The 16,614-nt window shown below is 67.7% G+C and carries 16 protein-coding genes; 10 read left to right on the top strand and 6 right to left on the bottom strand.

The genetic code is table 11. From position 1 onward, the window contains the following. Positions 1-309: 309 nt before the first annotated feature. A complete protein-coding gene (locus QH196_RS29125; RefSeq protein WP_280419054.1) occupies positions 310-900 on the top strand; it encodes a TetR/AcrR family transcriptional regulator in 591 nt (196 codons plus the stop codon). Between the two features lie 131 nt (positions 901-1,031). Here QH196_RS29125 and QH196_RS29130 read toward each other — a convergent pair whose 3' ends face one another. Then, on the bottom strand, positions 1,032-2,789 hold the full coding sequence (locus QH196_RS29130; protein WP_280419055.1) for a proline--tRNA ligase: 1,758 nt from the start codon (positions 2,787-2,789) through the stop codon (positions 1,032-1,034). Positions 2,790-3,145: 356 nt separating this feature from the next. Between QH196_RS29130 and ehuB the strand changes: the two genes are divergently transcribed. The 7 genes from ehuB to QH196_RS29165 all read left to right on the top strand — a co-directional run bounded on the left by ehuB (position 3,146) and on the right by QH196_RS29165 (position 9,993). Then, positions 3,146-4,030, top strand: coding sequence for an ectoine/hydroxyectoine ABC transporter substrate-binding protein EhuB (gene ehuB, locus QH196_RS29135; protein ID WP_280419056.1), 885 nt, complete (start codon positions 3,146-3,148; stop codon positions 4,028-4,030). Positions 4,031-4,103: 73 nt separating this feature from the next. Then, the gene (gene ehuC / locus QH196_RS29140; protein WP_280419057.1) at positions 4,104-4,856 is read left to right on the top strand and encodes an ectoine/hydroxyectoine ABC transporter permease subunit EhuC; all 753 of its coding nucleotides are present in this window, start codon (positions 4,104-4,106) and stop codon (positions 4,854-4,856) included. A gap of 64 nt (positions 4,857-4,920) precedes the next feature. Next, positions 4,921-5,568, top strand: coding sequence for an ectoine/hydroxyectoine ABC transporter permease subunit EhuD (gene ehuD, locus QH196_RS29145; RefSeq protein ID WP_280419058.1), 648 nt, complete (start codon positions 4,921-4,923; stop codon positions 5,566-5,568). A 34-nt stretch (positions 5,569-5,602) separates the two neighbouring features. Next, positions 5,603-6,358 carry an ectoine/hydroxyectoine ABC transporter ATP-binding protein EhuA gene (ehuA, locus tag QH196_RS29150; protein ID WP_280419089.1) on the top strand — a complete coding sequence of 252 codons (756 nt, stop codon included), beginning with the start codon at positions 5,603-5,605 and terminating at the stop codon, positions 6,356-6,358. Positions 6,359-6,427: 69 nt separating this feature from the next. Further along, a complete protein-coding gene (gene yaaA / locus QH196_RS29155; protein WP_280419059.1) occupies positions 6,428-7,222 on the top strand; it encodes a peroxide stress protein YaaA in 795 nt (264 codons plus the stop codon). A gap of 11 nt (positions 7,223-7,233) precedes the next feature. Next, the gene (gene cobA / locus QH196_RS29160; protein ID WP_280419060.1) at positions 7,234-8,505 is read left to right on the top strand and encodes a uroporphyrinogen-III C-methyltransferase; all 1,272 of its coding nucleotides are present in this window, start codon (positions 7,234-7,236) and stop codon (positions 8,503-8,505) included. Positions 8,506-8,511: 6 nt separating this feature from the next. After that, positions 8,512-9,993 (top strand): MFS transporter, encoded by a 1,482-nt coding sequence (locus tag QH196_RS29165; RefSeq protein WP_280463802.1) that lies wholly within the window; start codon positions 8,512-8,514, stop codon positions 9,991-9,993. 99 nt (positions 9,994-10,092) lie between these two features. Here the strand turns inward: QH196_RS29165 and QH196_RS29170 are convergent, their stop codons facing one another. Together QH196_RS29170 and QH196_RS29175 are read right to left on the bottom strand one after the other, a co-directional pair. After that, positions 10,093-10,503 carry a PPOX class F420-dependent oxidoreductase gene (locus QH196_RS29170; protein WP_280419062.1) on the bottom strand — a complete coding sequence of 137 codons (411 nt, stop codon included), beginning with the start codon at positions 10,501-10,503 and terminating at the stop codon, positions 10,093-10,095. A 39-nt stretch (positions 10,504-10,542) separates the two neighbouring features. After that, positions 10,543-11,304, bottom strand: coding sequence for a DUF305 domain-containing protein (locus tag QH196_RS29175; RefSeq protein ID WP_432279572.1), 762 nt, complete (start codon positions 11,302-11,304; stop codon positions 10,543-10,545). Positions 11,305-11,550: 246 nt separating this feature from the next. Between QH196_RS29175 and QH196_RS29180 the strand changes: the two genes are divergently transcribed. Together QH196_RS29180 and QH196_RS29185 are read left to right on the top strand one after the other, a co-directional pair. Further along, complete coding sequence (locus QH196_RS29180) at positions 11,551-12,681, top strand: phosphotransferase family protein (protein ID WP_280419063.1); 1,131 nt, start codon at positions 11,551-11,553, stop codon at positions 12,679-12,681. Between the two features lies 1 nt (position 12,682). Beyond that, positions 12,683-13,813, top strand: a complete 1,131-nt coding sequence (locus QH196_RS29185; protein WP_280419064.1) for a hypothetical protein — start codon at positions 12,683-12,685, stop codon at positions 13,811-13,813. Positions 13,814-13,892: 79 nt separating this feature from the next. Here QH196_RS29185 and QH196_RS29190 read toward each other — a convergent pair whose 3' ends face one another. From QH196_RS29190 to cobO, 3 genes are read right to left on the bottom strand one after another with little or no spacing between them, the layout of a single operon-like run. Continuing rightward, positions 13,893-14,303 (bottom strand): cobalamin biosynthesis protein, encoded by a 411-nt coding sequence (locus tag QH196_RS29190; protein ID WP_280419065.1) that lies wholly within the window; start codon positions 14,301-14,303, stop codon positions 13,893-13,895. After that, on the bottom strand, positions 14,300-15,934 hold the full coding sequence (locus tag QH196_RS29195; protein WP_280419066.1) for a cobyrinate a,c-diamide synthase: 1,635 nt from the start codon (positions 15,932-15,934) through the stop codon (positions 14,300-14,302). The genes QH196_RS29190 and QH196_RS29195 overlap by 4 nt, the downstream gene beginning before the upstream one ends. Before the next feature lie 46 nt (positions 15,935-15,980). After that, positions 15,981-16,595, bottom strand: coding sequence for a cob(I)yrinic acid a,c-diamide adenosyltransferase (cobO, locus tag QH196_RS29200; protein ID WP_280419067.1), 615 nt, complete (start codon positions 16,593-16,595; stop codon positions 15,981-15,983). Positions 16,596-16,614: the final 19 nt, after the last annotated feature.

Below are 16,614 nucleotides of genomic sequence, written 5' to 3' on the forward strand. Positions count from 1 at the left end.
CCATCTCCCCCCCGGCCGGTCCTTCATTCTTGTTTATTCTCTGGGTGGGTTGATTATCCCCCCGGGGCGGCCGCCCCCCGCGCGGGGCTCCTAGTTTTGGGCGGGGCGGCCCCGCTTCTCGGTGCGCGGCGTTACGCCGTGCCGTATGCCGTTGGCGAGATGAATCCCGAGGGCAAAATCCCGCAAGGCACGGGCCACCGTCTGCACTGTTCGTCTCATACCTACCTCCACTACACAGGTCTGTGAAGTTGCCGCTGTGGATAGACTAGGTTCACAGACCTGTGAATGCAAGGGATAAGGGATACGGATATGTCCACACCCGCGCACGACGCGACTACGCCCCTGACACCGGCGGCGCAACGGATACTCGATACGGCCGCCGAGCTCTTCTACACACGCGGTATCCACGCGGTCGGGGTAGATACCATCGCCGCCGAATCCGGCGTGACCAAACGAACCCTCTACGACCGCTTCGGCTCGAAGGACGGCCTGCTGGTCACCTACCTCGAACAGCGCGACCGCCGCTGGCGCACCCTGATCGAGGCCCGACTGACCGACCGGACCGACCCGGTCGAGCGCGTCCTGACACCATTCGACGTCTTACCGGAATGGCTCCCGGACAACAGCCGGGGCTGCAGTTTCATCAACGCCTTCGCCGAACTCCCCGAACCCGACCATCCGGGCCGGCAAGTGATCGTCGCCGAGAAGACATGGCTGTACGAGCTGTTCGATCAACTACTCGCCGAAGCCGGAGCGGCCGACCACGAAACGGTCGCGGTGCAGCTACTGAGCCTGCACGAGGGCGCAATCATCAGCTACTCCATCACCGAGCGGCGCGATGCCGCCACCGCCGTGCATGCGGCTGCGGAGCAGTTGACGCGCAACGCAATCCGCCCTTGAAGCAGAACGATTCAAGAAACTGAGCTACTCGCCGGATCGTCCGGCCGATCCGAGGTCCGCCACGACAGGACCCGACAAAGCACAGGGGTGCGCTCCCATTCCGGGAACGCACCCCTCGTCGCGATCCGGGATCAGCTCCGGATGCGCTCCAGTACTGCCGATACCGCCGAATCAGCCGGGATATCGAGGGCTTCACCGGTGAACCGGTCGCGTAGTTCCACCTTGCCCTCGGCCCAGCCGCGGCCGATGACCAGGACATAGGGCATTCCGAGCAGTTCGGCGTCCTTGAACTTCACACCGGGTGAGGCGGTGCGATCGTCGAAGAGAACGTCCACACCCTGGGTGTTCAGTTCGGCCACAACCTGTTCGGCGCCCGTGCGGGCGGCATCGTCCTTGTTCGCGATCACTACATGCACGTCGTAGGGCGCGACCTCGCCCGGCCAGCGCAAGCCCTTGTCGTCGTGCTGCTGTTCGGCGATCACCGCGACCAGCCGCGACACCCCGACGCCGTAGGAGCCCATGACGAGCCGTACCGGTTTGCCGTTCTCGCCGAGGACGTCGACCTCGAAGGCGTCGGTGTATTTGTAACCGAGCTGGAAGATATGGCCGATCTCGATACCGCGGGCGGAGACCAGGGTGCCGCGGCCGTCGGGCGAGGGATCGCCGTCGCGTACCTGCGCCGCTTCGATGGTGCCGTCGGGGGTGAAATCACGACCGGCGACCAGGCCGACCACGTGCTTACCGGGAGCATCGGCTCCGGTGATCCAGGACGTTCCGGTGACCACCCGGGGATCGACCAGGTAGCGGATACCGTTGGCCTGCAGCCCCTTCGGGCCGATATACCCCTTGACCAGGAACGGGTTGGCGGCGAAATCGGCGTCGGTGAGCAGTTCGACCTCGGCGGGCTCCACCGAGGCGCCGAGCCGTTTGTCGTCGACCTCGCGGTCGCCCGGGACTCCGATACCGACGATCTCGGTTTTGCCGTCCGGATGCCGGAGTTTCACCATCACATTCTTGAGCGTGTCGGCGGCCGTGACCGGCCGGCCGAGGCGCTCACCGATACCGGCCGCGTTGGCCCAGTCGACGAGGGTGGCAATAGTGGGCGTGTCCGGGGTGTCGTGGACGACCGCCTCCGGTTGCCCCTCGAGCGACAGCGGCTCGGGCGCGGGGGTGACCACGGCCTCGACATTCGCGGCGTAACCCGATTCGCGGCAGACAACGTAGGTGTCCTCGCCGACGGGGCTGTCGGCCAGGAATTCCTCGGAGGCGCTCCCGCCCATCGCGCCCGAGGTCGCGGCGACGATCACGTACTTCACGCCGAGGCGTTCGAAGATCCGCTGGTAGGCCTCGCGGTGCGCGTTGTAGCTCGCCTTCAGGCCGGCCTCGTCCAGGTCGAAGGAGTAGGAGTCCTTCATGATGAATTCGCGACCGCGCAGGATGCCGGCGCGGGGACGTTCCTCGTCGCGGTACTTGGCCTGGATCTGGTACAGGGTGACGGGCAGATCCTTGTAGGAGTTGTACTCGCCCTTCACGGTGAGCGTGAACAGCTCCTCGTGGGTGGGGCCGAGCAGGTAGTCGGCGCCCTTGCGGTCCTGCAGCCGGAACAGGCTGTCCCCGTATTCGGTCCAGCGGTTGGTGGCCTCGTAGGGATCGCGCGGCAGCAGGGCGGGTAGTGAGATCTCCTGCCCGCCGATGGCGTTCATCTCCTCGCGCACCACCTCCTCGACCTTGTGCAGTACCCGCAGGCCCAGCGGCAGCCACGAGTACACCCCCGGCGCGACCCGGCGCACATAGCCGGCGCGCACCAGCAGCTTGTGGCTGGGCACCTCGGCGTCGGCGGGGTCGTCGCGCAACGTACGAAGGAAGAGGCGGGAGAGGCGGGTGATCACGGTTGCTCAGCGTAGACCCTGCCCGATCCCGGCCGACACCCTATTCCCTGCTGCCCGGCCGGTGCCGCGCTCGGCCGGGTCCGCGCCGGTCGTGGCAGGTTTCCGGACAACCCGAGACCCGAACACAAATAACATTTGAAACACGTTTGAATAACTTTGTGATATACATATTTTGAACTTTTCTTTGCAGCTTCATTGCGGCGCCGAGAGTCGGAACCGGACGCCGCTAGGGTTCGTTCCACCGGGATTTCGGTGAAAACGTTCCGCACAAACTGAAAATGGTCGCTGACCTGCATGCCTCGCATATATCGATACCGGAGAGCCCGCGTCAGCGCCCCGTGGAAAGGTCGGCCGTGATGGGAACCAGGAAATCAAGGGCGCGCGCAATCGCACTCGTCGCGGGTGCAGTGCTGACCGCGGCGACGCTGTCGGGGTGCACCAAGACCGATACGGCGGCCGGTGGTGACCTCCTGCAGTCCCTGAAGGACAAGGGCACCGTCACCGTCGGGTTCGCCGGCGAGGCACCGTATTCGTTCGAGGAGAACGGTCAGCTCACCGGGGCGACGGTGGCCCTGCACCGCGAAATCTTCCGCAATCTCGGAATCGAGACGGTCGAGGGTGTGCAAACCGATTTCGGTGCCTTGATCCCGGGTCTGCAGGCGCAGCGTTTCGATGCGGTGAGCGCGGGGATGTCGATCCTGCCGGAGCGGTGCGAACAGGCCGCTTTCAGTGAGCCCGAGTTCATGTACACCACGGCGTTGATGGTGAAGGAGGGCAATCCGCTCGGGCTCACCGATATGCAGTCGATCAAGGACAAAGGCGCCAAAATGGCCGTGATGACGGGCGCCATCGAATCGGATTACGCCACCTCGCTGGGTATCGACGCCACCCAGGTCGGGAGCCCGCAGGACGGTATGGATGCGGTGACCTCGGGCCGCTCGGATGTTTTCGCGCTCACCGCGATCTCGCTGAACTGGCTGGCCGACCACAACCCGGACGCACCGGTCGAGGTCACCGAATCGTTCGTCGCCGAAATCGACGGGAAACCGCAGGTCGGTGCCGGCGGTACGGTCTTCCGGACCAATAATAAGGAGCTGCTCGACGCCTACAACGCGGAGCTGCGCAAGATCACCTCGGACAAGGACAAGTACCTGTCGATCGTCGGCGAATTCGGTTTCACCGAAGCCGAACTGCCCGACCCCGAGCTGACCACCGCCAAGCTGTGCGCGGGCGATATCTGATCGTGCCGGTCGACAACTGCACACCGGCACGTCTCTCCTCCGGCCCGCCGGGACCGGAAGGGAGAGGTGACCGGTGAACAATCTCGACGCCCTCACCGATGCGCTGCCGCGTATCGGTGAAGGTTTACTGATCACCCTGCAACTGACGGTCGGCGGAGCGGTGCTGGCCTTCGTCCTGGCCCTCACACTGGGAACGACGGCCCGGGCACGCAGCATCCTGGTACGCGGGCCCGCCCGGATCTCGATCGAGTTCTTCCGCGGCACCTCACTGCTGGTGCAGCTGTTCTGGTTCTATTATGTGCTGCCGCTACTGGGATATCAGCTCGACCCGGTGTTCTGCGGAATCCTCGCACTGGGGCTGAATTACGGCGCCTACGGTGCGGAAGTCGTTCGGGGCGCATTGAACTCGGTGCCGAAAGCGCAGGTCGAGGCCTCGGTAGCGCTGGGATTCAGCCCCTGGCAGCGGCTGCGCCGGGTGCTTTTCCCACAAGCGTGGGCGCTGATGATTCCGCCGCTGGCCAACCTGCTGGTACACCTGCTGAAAGGCACCGCGGTCGCCTCCTACATCACCCTGCAGGATCTGACCTTCGAGATCGAGAAACTGCGGGACAGTACCGGCGACACCCTGTTCGCCTACGATATCGGCCTGCTGATCTACTTCGTGATCGCCTATCTGCTCAGCCTGGGGATGAACCTGCTGGAAGCGCGGGCCAAACACAAGCTCGGCCGCGGACCGTCCCTGCGTGACGTATTGCGCCTTGCCCCCGACACGTCGCTGGAGTCGGTCTCCGGCACCGCGCCGGCAGGGAAGAAGGTGACGCCGTGATGCGCTGTCCCCGCCGGTACTCCGGCCTCCGCGGACTGTATGTATCCGCCGGGAAGGAGGCGCTATGACCGTCGACTGGAGCTGGGAACGCGCCGCCGACGCACTGCCCGTGCTGTGGGACGGGTTCAAGATCACCCTGCTGGCAACGGTGCTCGGGTTCGTGATCGCCGCGGTGCTCGGGCTGATGATCGCGATCATCCGGCGTTCACTCCCCCGCTGGATCGCGTGGCCGGTGCACGCGGTGAGCGAATTCATCCGGTTCACCCCGCTGGTGGTGCAGCTACTGTTCGCCTACACGCTGTTACCGCAGTTCTCGGCCCTGCAGATCGGGGTCGTGGTGCTCGGTATCCACTACGCCGGATATCTGGCGGAGGTGTACCGGGCGGGAATCGAATCGGTTCCGCCGGGCCAGTGGGAGGCGGCGCGGGCGCTGTCGCTGCCGCCGGTGCGCACCTGGCGGGCCGTGATCCTGCCGCAGGCGATCCGGGCCAGTGTGCCCGCCCTCGGCACCAACGCGGTGTCGATGTTCAAGGACACCCCGTTCCTGTTCGCCATCACCGTCGTCGAACTGGTGACCGCCGCACAGCAGTTCGGGGCCCGTCACTACGCATATCTCGAGGCGATGACCCTGGCCGGCGTGTTCTTCCTGGTGGCCAGCTATCCGACCTCGGTGCTGATCAGACGACTGGAGAAGCGACTTGCCTACTACTGAACCGGTCTCCGGCACCCCGGCCGAAGCGCAGCCGATGATCGAATTCGACGGCGTGGTCAAACGCTTCGGCGATCTCACGGTGCTCGACCACCTCGATTTCAGCGTCCGGCGCGGAGAGAAGGTCACGCTGATCGGGCCTTCGGGTTCCGGGAAAACCACCATCCTGCGGCTGCTCATGACCCTGGAGGCGGTGAGCAGCGGCACCATCCGGGTCGACGGGGAACTGCTGTCCCACGAGCAGCGCGGCGGCAAACTGGTGCCCGCCCGGGAGAAACATCTCCGGGAGGTGCGCAAGAAGGTCGGGATGGTGTTCCAGCAGTTCAACCTGTTCCCGAACATGAGTGTCCTGGAGAACATCACCGAGGCGCCGATCCATGTATTGGGCAAATCCCGGGACGAGGCACGCAAACGGGCCCTCGATCTGCTCGAACTGGTCGGGCTGTCGGACAAGGCGACGGCACACCCGTCCCAGCTGTCCGGCGGACAACAGCAGCGGGTGGCGATCGCACGCTGCTGTGCCATGGACCCGAAGGTCATGCTGCTGGACGAGGTGACCTCCGCACTCGACCCCGAACTGGTCGGCGGGGTCCTCGACGTACTGCGGGAGCTCGCGGAGAGCACAGACATCACCATGCTCATCGTCACCCACGAGATGGGTTTCGCCCGCGATGTCTCCGACCGGGTACTGATGTTCGACCACGGCCGGATCATCGAGGAAGGGACGCCCGACCAGATCTTCAACGCACCCGAGAACGAACGCACCCGCGAGTTCCTCAAAGCCGTGCGCTGAGCCGCCGGGGCCGGGGACACCGGCGGCACGTCCGGGGTTCGTCCGCACGGACCGGTACCGTAACCGCTCGTGCTGGTGCTCCTCCCTCCTTCCGAGACGAAATCCGACGGCGGTACCGGCGGGCCGCTCGACCTGAGCGCGCTGGCCTTCGACACACTGACCGAGGTCCGCGACGGATTGATCGACGACCTCGGCAAACTGGCCGGTGATCCCGACGCCGCCAGGGTGGCGCTGGGGCTGGGCAAGAACGCCGACGCGGAACTGGCCCGCAATGCCGCGCTGCGCAGCTCACCCACCCGGCCGGCGCTGGAGCGCTATACCGGTGTGCTGTACGACGCGCTGGACGCCCGGTCGTTCACCAAGGCCCAGCGCGCCAAGGCCTATACGCGGCTCGCCATCGGTTCGGCGCTGTTCGGCGCGGTCCGCGCGGACGACCCGATCCCGGCCTACCGGCTCTCCGGTGGGTCCAAACTTCCGGGTCGCCCGACGCTGTCGGCGGTCTGGCGTGATCATCTCGGACCGGCACTGCGCGATGCGGCGGCCGGCGAGCTGGTGGTCGATCTGCGGTCGGGCACCTATCAGCAGCTCGGCCGGGTCCCCGGCGCCGTCACGGCCACAGTGCTCACCGAACACGAGGACGGGTCACGCACAGTGGTCAGCCATTTCAACAAACATCACAAAGGTTTGCTGGCTCGCGCGCTGGTCCTGACCCGCGCCGAGCCGGCCGATGCCCAGGGACTGGCCCGGGTCGCCCGGAAGGCGGGCCTGCGCATCGAGGTCGCCTCGGATACCGAGCTGGTCGTCCTCACCGGAGACTCCGTGGGTCCGGCGGGCGGCTGCGGCGGGCCGGGCCTCCGGAAGTAGGCTCGCACCTTGTGCCGAATACGTCAGCCGATACCGACCACCTTGCCTCCGGGGATTCGAACTACCTGGTGGGGCTCGATCTGAACGGACGGCGGGTTGTCGTCGTCGGCGGCGGCACGGTGGCACAGCGCCGGCTGGGGCTGCTCATCGCTTCGGGGGCCGTCGTGGAAGTGATCGCCCGAGAGGCCACGCCCGCGGTGGAGGGTATGGCGACCGGGGGCCGGCTCACGCTCACGCTGCGCGATTACGCCGACGGCGACCTCGACGGCGCCTGGTACGCGATCGCCTGCACCGACGAACCCGAGACCAACGCCGCGGTCGTCGCGGAGGCGACACGGCGGCGGATCTTCTGTGTACGCGCCGATCATGCCCAGTCCGGTACCGCGGTCACCCCCGCCTCCGCCCGCTACGACGGGATGACGCTGGGCGTTCTCGCCGGTGGCCGGCACCGTCGTTCGGCGGCGGTGCGGACCGCGCTGCTGGAAGCTTTGCAATCGGGTGTGGTGACCGACGATGCGACCCCGATGACGCCGGGGGTCGCGCTGGTCGGCGGCGGCCCCGGTGATCCGGACCTGATCACCGTCCGCGGCCGGCGACTGCTGGCCCGCGCCGATCTGGTGGTCGCCGACCGGCTCGCGCCGCCCGAACTGCTGGCCGAACTCGGGCCGGACGTCGAAGTCGTGGACGCCGCGAAAATCCCCTACGGGCGGGCGATGGCGCAGGACGCGATCAACGCGGCACTCGTCGAGGGTGCGCGGGCGGGCAAGTTCGTGGTCCGGCTCAAGGGCGGCGACCCCTATGTCTTCGGGCGCGGCTACGAGGAACTCGAGGCGTGCGTCGACGCCGGGGTCCCGGTGACGGTGGTCCCGGGCGTGACCAGCCCCATCTCGGTCCCGGCGGCGGCCGGTATCCCGGTCACCCACCGGGGCGTAACGCACGAGTTCGTGGTGGTGAGCGGCCATATCCCGCCGGACCATCCCGATTCCCTGGTGGACTGGCCCGCGCTGGCCCGCCTGCGCGGCACGCTCGTGCTGATGATGGCGGTGGAGCGGATCGAGCAGTTCGCCACGGTCCTGCGCGACGGCGGCCGGCCGGGCGATACCCCCGCCACCGTGATTCAGGAGGGCACGCTGCGGGGCCAGCGGGTGCTGCGCGCGACGCTCGCGGATGTGGCCGAACGGGTCCGGTCGGAGGGGATCCGGCCGCCCGCGATCATTGTGATCGGGCCCACCGCCGGGTTCAGCGCCGCCCCGATCGCCGACGCTACCGGTCGGTTACAGTGACCCACTGTGCTCGATAACCCCCCAGCCGCGAAGTACCCGGTGACGAAGCGAGCCTTCGGTCTCGCCATCCTCGTCCTGAGCGGTTTGCAGCTGATGGTGGTGCTGGACGGCACGGTCGTGATTCTGGCCCTGCCGCGACTCCAGGAGGAAATGGGCCTGTCCAGTTCGGGCAGCGCCTGGACCATCACCGCCTACGGCCTGCCGTTCGCGGGTTTGATGCTGCTCGGCGGCCGGATCGGTGATTCGTTCGGACGCCGGCGCATGTTCATCGCCGGTGTCGGCCTGTTCACGCTCGCCTCACTGCTGTGCGGGCTGGCGCAGAACGAACTGTGGCTGATCATCGCGCGCGCCATCCAGGGCACCGGCGCCGCACTGGCCGCGCCCACCGCGTTCGCCCTGGTTGCCAGTACTTTCGCACCGGGCAAAGTGCGTAACCAGGCCTTCGCAATCTTCGGGTCGATGGTGGCGCTGGGCTCGGTCGGCGGGCTGGTGATCGGCGGAGCGCTCACCGAGGCCAGCTGGCGCTGGATCTTCCTGATCAATGTGCCGATCGGCGTGTTGATCGTCATCGGTGCGCTGGCCGCCCTGCGCGATACCGACCATCAGCGGCTGACACTCGATGTGCGGGGCGCGTTCCTCGGCACACTGGCCTGCGCCCTGATCGTCTTCGGCGCCACCGAGGGCCCGGAACTCGGCTGGGACAGCCCCTACGTCTACGGTGCGCTGATCGCCGGCGCGGTCCTGCTGCCGGTGTTCGTCTTCGCCGAACGCTACGTCGGCAACCCGCTGCTGCCGTGGTCGCTGTTCGACAGCCGCGACCGGGTCGCCACCTTCGTGGTGATCCTGCTGGCCAGCGGTGTACTCGGCGCCACCACCTACTTCGCCGGGTTGTTCGTGCAGAACGTGGTGGGGTACAGCCCGCTGGTGGCGGGCATCTCGTTCATCCCGTTCACCCTGGGTGTCGGTGCGGGCAGCGCGCTCGCCACCAAGCTGGCACTGCATATCTCGCCGCGGTGGCTATTGGTGGGCGCCGCCGTGGTGCTGGTGGCCGGGCTGGGCTACGGGTCGACACTGGACGGCGGTGTCGGTTACTGGACCACGCTGCTGCCGCTGTTCCTGGTGATCGGTTTCGGGATCGGTATCGCGATGGTGCTCATTCCGCTGTGCGTCCTGGTGGGAGTGCCGCCGGACGAGATCGGTCCGCTCTCGGCGATCGGCCAGATGTTCCTGAACCTCGGCACGCCCATCGCCATCGGTGTCCTCACCCCGCTCGCCGCCTCCCGCACCCTCTCCGAGGGCGGAACCACCGGCAAACCCGCCCAGATGACGCCCGCCGAGATCACCGCCCTCGGCGACGGATACACCCTGGCCATGTTCGTGGCGGCCTGCGGTGCCCTGCTCGTCGGACTGATCGCACTGACCCTGCGCTACACCGCCGCGGAAGTGGCCCGCGCCCAGCACGCCCAGGACGAAGCCCAGGCCGCCTGATCGGTCCCGGGACCGGAGTATCCCTGGTGCGGATCCCGAACCGTCCCGATGTCCGGGCGAACGGATCGGGGCCGGCACGAGAGCCCTGTGGTTTCCGGACTACAGACGTCCGGTGATCTTGTTCGGCGTGATGCGTACGACCACGCGAGGGCCGTCGTTCACGGCGTCGGGGTTGAAGTCGGCGTAGTCCTTGCCCGTGTACTTCCGTGAGATCCGGTTGCCGACCAGCAGTTCGGGATCGGGCGTCAACGTGGCGGTACCTTTGACCTCGGCGTAGAGGTACGGGTTGTCCGGCGCGGTGATCAGCACCGAAATCCGCGGGTCGCGGGCGAGGTTCTTGCCCTGCACGCGATCGGTGGTGGTGGAGTAGAGCAGATCGTCGCCGTCACGGATCAGCCAGGTAACAGTGAGGTGAGGATGTCCGTCCCGCCCGACGGTGGCCACGGTGACGAACAGCCGGTTCTCGTCGATATGCTTTTTCAAGGTATCCGGCAGCGGAAGTGTGCTCATAGCAACGAGTAACCGCCTTCGCCTCATGATCATTCCGGATCAGCCCGAAGGTGCGGCCTCGAGCTGGGTCAGCAGCAGGGCGATCAGCCCGGACTCCTGGGTTTGACCACTGATCATTTCCCGGGCGACCTGTTTGACCACACCACCGGCGAGCATTGCGTCGGCAACCCGAGCCATAGCGATACCGCCGTCGTGGTGGGCCTGCATGAGCTGCAGGAACAGCACTGAGGCGGCGCGCCCACGCGCCGCGGACAGGGCGTCGAGCTGCTCCTGGGTGGCCATACCGGGCATGGTCGTCGGATGCCCGCTGTGCCGGTCGTCCGCGCTGTGGCCGTCATCCGCACTGTGCCCGTCGTGCGCACTGTGGCCGTCGAGCGATTCCTCGGGCATCCAGGCCATCGGATCGGAGTTGGCCGCCGGGGCTCCGGCCATTCGCAACCAGCCCAGCAGCATGCCGATTTCGGACCGCTGGGTGTCGTCGATCTGCTGGGCCAGACCCAGAACAGCGGGGTCGGCGCCGGGGTCGAGCCGTTGCACCATGATCAGCGCCTGATGGTGATGCGCCGCCATGTCCTGCACGAATCCCAGTTCGACGTCGGTGAGTATTTCCCGAGGCGCGGGATCGTCGATGAACAGTGGCCGTATCGCCGCACCGAGCACCAGGAGTAGCACGGCCGCAACGGAATAGGCGGCGGCCTCGCGTAGGCGTTTCACCACCGGCGCCCACTCTGCTCCCCGGCATTCGCGGGCGCCGGGGCCGACGGTGCCGGATACCCGCGACGGGTCGGCTCGGCCATTCACCACCTCCTGCCCGGCCCTGTCTGCGTATTTCCGGGCCGTGCTGGGGATTATGGCCCGCGCATCCCTTACGCGGGGCGATACCGGTGATCCGGTGACTCGGCGATCGGCACGAATCGTCTCCGCGCCGGACTGAAACGCGTTACAGTCTGCGGCACGCGGGCGGCCGGTATCCCCGATGCCACCAGCGCTCGAGTGCCGATCCGAGCAGGTCCGCGCACTGTGGCCGATGGCGTCAGGAGGACGATGATGCCCGATGAGATAAACCCCACCGAACATCTGCAGCTCACCACCAGCGAACGCGATCTGGACACCCTCGCCGCCCAGCTCACCGGCTGGTTGCAGGCGCGGGTGGCCGCCGACGAGCCGCCGGTGATCGAATCGCTGCACCGGCCGCTGTCCGGTGGACTGTCCAGCGCATCGGTGTTGTTCGATGCCCGGTGGACGTCCGCGGGTGCACCACAGGAGGGGTCCTACGTCGCGCGGATGGTGCCGGAAGCGGGGGCGTTCCCGGTGTTCCGCGACTACGACCTGCCGCTGCAGTACCGGATCATCGGCGAGGTCGCCGCCCACACCGATGTACCGGTACCGCCGCTGCGCTGGCTGGAAACCGACGACTCCGTGTGCGGCGCCCCGTTCTTCGTCATGGACCGGGTCGACGGCCGCATCCCCGGCGACAACCCGCCGTATGTATTCGCGGGCTGGTTGTACGACGCGGAACCTGCCGAACGGGCCGAGCTGACCCGCAACACCCTCGAGGTACTCGCCCGGATCCACGCGATCACCGAACCGGCCCGGCGTTTTCCGGAGCTGGACGGGCCCGGCCCGGCGCTGCGCCGTCACCTCGCCGCCCAGCGGGACTGGTACCGGTGGGCGCTGGTGGACGACGGTTTCGAGATTCCGTTGATCGAGCGGGCCTTCGACTGGCTGGAACACAATTTCCCGGACGATCCGGGTCCGGATGTCCTGAGCTGGGGCGATGCCCGTCCCGGCAATATCATCTACGACGGTTGCACACCGATCGCGGTACTGGACTGGGAAATGGCGGCGCTGGGCCCGCGGGAGCTGGACCTGGCCTGGATGATCTTCCTGCACAGGTTCTTCCAGGATATCGCCACCGGCTTCGATATGCCCGGGCTACCCGATTTCCTACGCCGTGACGAGGTGGTCGCGCAGTACGAGAAACTGACCGGCCACACCGTACGTGACCTCGATTTCCACCTCACCTACGCCGCACTGCGGCACGCGATCGTGATGGCCCGCATCAAACGCCGGATGATCCATATGGGTGAGGACACCGCCCCCGCCGACCGCGACGACTACATCATGCATCGGGCCACCTTGGAGGCCATGCTCGACGGCACCTACGGATGGGATTGATTTGAGCGAGAACACCGCCCGCACACCCGCTTCGACCCCGGGCCCACTGGACGAATACCCGATCCACCAGACCCCGCTGCCGATCGCGCGCGCCGCCACCAGCGACCGCAACTTCTACGACCGCAGCTATTTCAACGCACACAACCGGGACGGCGCCACCATGCTGGTCACCGGCTTCGGCGTCTATCCCAATCTGGGTGTCGTCGACGCCTACGCGGCGCTGCGCCGCGGTGACGAAATCACCTCGGTGCGCTTCTCCGACGCCCGCAGCGACCGCAGCCTGGACCTGGCGGTGGGCGGCTACCGGATCGAAGTGGTCGAACCGCTGCACACGATCCGGGTGCTGTGCGAGCACGACGAACTCGGACTCGACCTCACCTGGACGGGCTCGTTCCCCGCGGTCCAGGAACAACCCCATGTGATGCTCGCCGGGAACCGCCCGACGCTGGATGCCTCCCGGTTCGCGCAGGTCGGCTCGTGGGCCGGCACGATCTCGCTCGGCGGCGAGGACATTACCGTCGACCCGGACGTGTGGATGGGCACCCGCGATCGGTCGTGGGGTATCCGTCCGGTCGGCGAGGCCGAACCCCCGGGCCGCGCCGCCACCGAAGGCACCGGCGGATTCTGGTGGCTCTACGTACCGCTGCGATTCGACGATTTCGCGGTGGTGGTGATCCTGCAGGAGAATCCGGACGGCTACCGCACACTCAACGACGCGGTCCGGGTGTTCCCGGACGGTTCGGTCGAACAACTGGGCTGGCCGCACGTCACCATCGACTACCGTTCCGGCACCCGCCACCCGGAGGCCGCGACCCTCGAACTGCGGACCCCCGACGGGGAACCGCTGACCATCGATATCCGCACCGTCACCGGGATCCCCTTGCACATCGGGTGCGGTTACGGCGGCGATCCCGACTGGTTGCACGGTCAGTGGAAGGGCCGCGACTGGTCGTGGGCGAACAGCTACGACCTCACCGACCCGGCGATAGCCGGGCGAATCCCATGGGGCGTCACCGACCACATCGCCCACGCCCGCTGCGGCGACGCCGAGGGCTGGGGCCTGTTCGAACACGCCAGCGTCGGCCGCCACGACCCCACCGGTTTCGCGGACCTGCTGTCGGTCGCCCCTTGAGTTAGGCAGTCGAGCACGGCGCGCCTACAGAACAAACACCGTTGCCTCACTGATTCACGGCTAGTGAATCAGTGAGGTATCAACCCATAGCACCGGTGATCACCGTGGCGCGCGTGGCGGCCGCAGCGATCACCACCCCCGATACCACTCGCCGCGGTACCAGCAGCGGGCCGGAGCCGGCCAGCAGTGCCGCGGCCTCGGCGACGCCGGGAATTCCGAATACTTCCATCGCTTTGCCGGACGGGTTGGGCACCTGGACGTGCGCGAGCTGATCGGTGGTGAATCCGATCAGCGGCACCCCCAACCTCTCGGCAGCCGCGCCCAGACCCGGTTCGCCGGCGCGCCGGTCGATGGTGGCGAGGCAGGCGATCCGCGCACTGGGCAGCACCGTGTCCAGCGCTGCCAGAATGTGATCGGCGCACCCGCCGGGACGCAGTCCCAGGCCGACGGCGAGGCGGGGTGCCGCCGCGGCGGGATCCGAGGATGTCATCGGGTGGTCGCGGCGGCAAACGCACGCCGGTGAGCGCGGGCGCTGGAAACGAAGCGGTGCACGGCGGCCGGGTTCCCTGCGGGGTGTGTATGCAGATAGGAGGCGTGCACTTGGTGCACAAGGGCCCCTTCCCTGATCTGCTCACTACCCGCGCGCCAGGCCCAGGCGGAGGTAGGGGTGCCGGCGGCGACCAATCGGGTCCGGTGGAATTCGTGGCCGAGCACCCGTTCGCCCGCCCGCCACAGCGGGGAATCGGCCAGGGCGACGGCCTCTCGGTAACCGAGGGTCAGGCGCGGACCGAATTCGGCGACCGCATCGAGGACACCCGCCATCGGGTGACCGTCCAACGAGGCGGCAAGGTAGAGCAGGCCCGCGCATTCGGCATGGATCGGCAGCCCACGCTGCGCCTGTTCGGCCACCGCGGCCCGGAGCACGGTGTTGGCGGCGAGCGCTTCCGCATGTTCCTCCGGGAAGCCACCCGGCAGAACCAGCCCGGCGGCATCGGCGGGCAGCGGATCGTGCAGCGGATCGAATACCGCGACCTGCGCGCCGGCGGCGGTGAGCAGCTCCCGGTGCTCGGCGTAGCCGAACGTGAACGCCGGGCCACCCGCCATGGCGATCACCGGACTGCGCTCTCCGGCAACGAATTGTGTTCCGGCCGCCGGCCCTGCTGTGACCACACCAGAACTGTCCGCGCCTCTTACCGCCTCGGGCCCGGCTACCACCGCCCGGGCCGGCCTGGTCGCACCGGATATCGCAGCGCTTCCGGCGATCGCACCGGCCCCGGCGCCGCGCTCGGGCTCTGGTGAGACGGCCGCGTCTGCCGCCGTACCGAATCGCGACGATTCACCAGTCGCACCTGCCTCGGCAGCGTTCGCTACTGCGGTCGCCTGCACCGGATCCCATACTGTGCCCGGGCCGGGCGCAACAGCGAGTGCGGCGGCAGCGGACAGGTCGATATGGCGAGCGACCAGATCCGTCATCGCATCGACCGCGCGCAGGGCCGCGCTGCCGTGTTCGACCGCCGGGATCAGGCCCAGATGCCGGGACGGGACCTCGAGTTCGGCCAACCTCGGCAAAGCACCGAGTACCGGCAGCCCGACCCGGTCACAGGCGGCACGCAGAACCTGTTCGTGCCGTTCGCTGCCGACCCGATTCAGGATCACCCCGCCCAGCCGGATCCCGGAGTCGAAGGTCGCGAACCCGTGCAACAGCGCGGCCAGGCTCTGGCTGTGCCCGCGCGCATCCACGACGAGGATCACCGGCAGGCCGAGCAGGTTCGCGACCTGTGCGGTGGACCCCTCCGCGACCGGGTCCGCGGACCGGTCGTCGATCCGGCCGTCGAACAGACCCATCACCCCCTCCACGACCGCGAGGTCGCAGTCGCGGGAACCGTGGCGGTACAGGGGCGCGATCCGGTCCCGGCCGACCAGCACCGGATCGAGGTTGCGGCCGGGGCGGCCGGCGGCCAGGCCGTGGTAGCCGGGGTCGATATAGTCCGGCCCCACCTTGAACGGCGCGACCCGGTGCCCGGCCCGGCGCAGCGCGCCGATGAGGCCGGTCGCAACGGTGGTCTTACCGCTACCGGAAGCCGGTGCGGCGAGGACGATTCCGGCGGCGCCGGTGGTCATCGTGGTGAACCCGCGCGCAACGGCGCCACCCGGCCGCCGGTAGAGCTCACCATTCGATGCCTCGCTGCCCCTTACGCCCCGCGTCCATCGGATGGCGTACCTTCGTCATCTCGGTGACCAGGTCCGCGGCCTCGATCAGAGCGGCGGGGGCGTCCCGCCCGGTCACCACCACATGCTGGTGGCCGGACCGCTGCCGCAGGGTGTCCACGACCTCGTCCACATCGACCCACCCCCATTTCAGCGGGTAGGTGAATTCGTCCAGCACATAGAAGCGGTGTTCCTCGGCCTGCAACCGGCGCGCGATCTCGCGCCACCCGGCCAGCGCGGCGGCGGCGTGATCGGTTTCGGTCCCGGCCTTACGACTCCACGACCAGCCCTCACCCATCTTGTGCCACTGCACCGGCGCGCCGGCACCGGTTTCCTCGTGCAACCGGCCCAGCTCACGGAAGACCGCCTCTTCCCCGACCTTCCATTTGGCGCTTTTCACGAACTGGAAGACCGCGAGATCGAAGCCCTGGTTCCAGGCCCGCAACGCCATCCCGAACGCCGCGGTGGACTTCCCCTTACCCGGACCGGTGTGGACGGCGAGCACCGGCTGATTGCGCCGCTGGCGTGTGGTCAGCCCGTCGTCGGGCACATTCTCCGGCACCCCTTTGGGCATGTGAACTCCTCGGTCTCAT

The organism is Nocardia carnea (genome assembly GCF_029868325.1).
Taxonomy (GTDB): domain Bacteria; phylum Actinomycetota; class Actinomycetes; order Mycobacteriales; family Mycobacteriaceae; genus Nocardia; species Nocardia carnea_C.

Bases quoted from the DNA above. Each gene is read 5' to 3' on its own strand.
- ehuB (WP_280419056.1), top strand. From the start codon at position 3,146: ATGGGAACCAGGAAATCAAGGGCGCGCGCAATCGCACTCGTCGCGGGT.
- cobO (WP_280419067.1), bottom strand. From the start codon at position 16,595: ATGCCCAAAGGGGTGCCGGAGAATGTGCCCGACGACGGGCTGACCACA.
- ehuD (WP_280419058.1), top strand. From the start codon at position 4,921: ATGACCGTCGACTGGAGCTGGGAACGCGCCGCCGACGCACTGCCCGTG.
- ehuA (WP_280419089.1), top strand. From the start codon at position 5,603: ATGATCGAATTCGACGGCGTGGTCAAACGCTTCGGCGATCTCACGGTG.
- QH196_RS29195 (WP_280419066.1), bottom strand. From the start codon at position 15,934: ATGACCACCGGCGCCGCCGGAATCGTCCTCGCCGCACCGGCTTCCGGT.
- QH196_RS29180 (WP_280419063.1), top strand. From the start codon at position 11,551: ATGCCCGATGAGATAAACCCCACCGAACATCTGCAGCTCACCACCAGC.
- QH196_RS29190 (WP_280419065.1), bottom strand. From the start codon at position 14,303: ATGACATCCTCGGATCCCGCCGCGGCGGCACCCCGCCTCGCCGTCGGC.
- QH196_RS29125 (WP_280419054.1), top strand. From the start codon at position 310: ATGTCCACACCCGCGCACGACGCGACTACGCCCCTGACACCGGCGGCG.
- QH196_RS29170 (WP_280419062.1), bottom strand. From the start codon at position 10,503: ATGAGCACACTTCCGCTGCCGGATACCTTGAAAAAGCATATCGACGAG.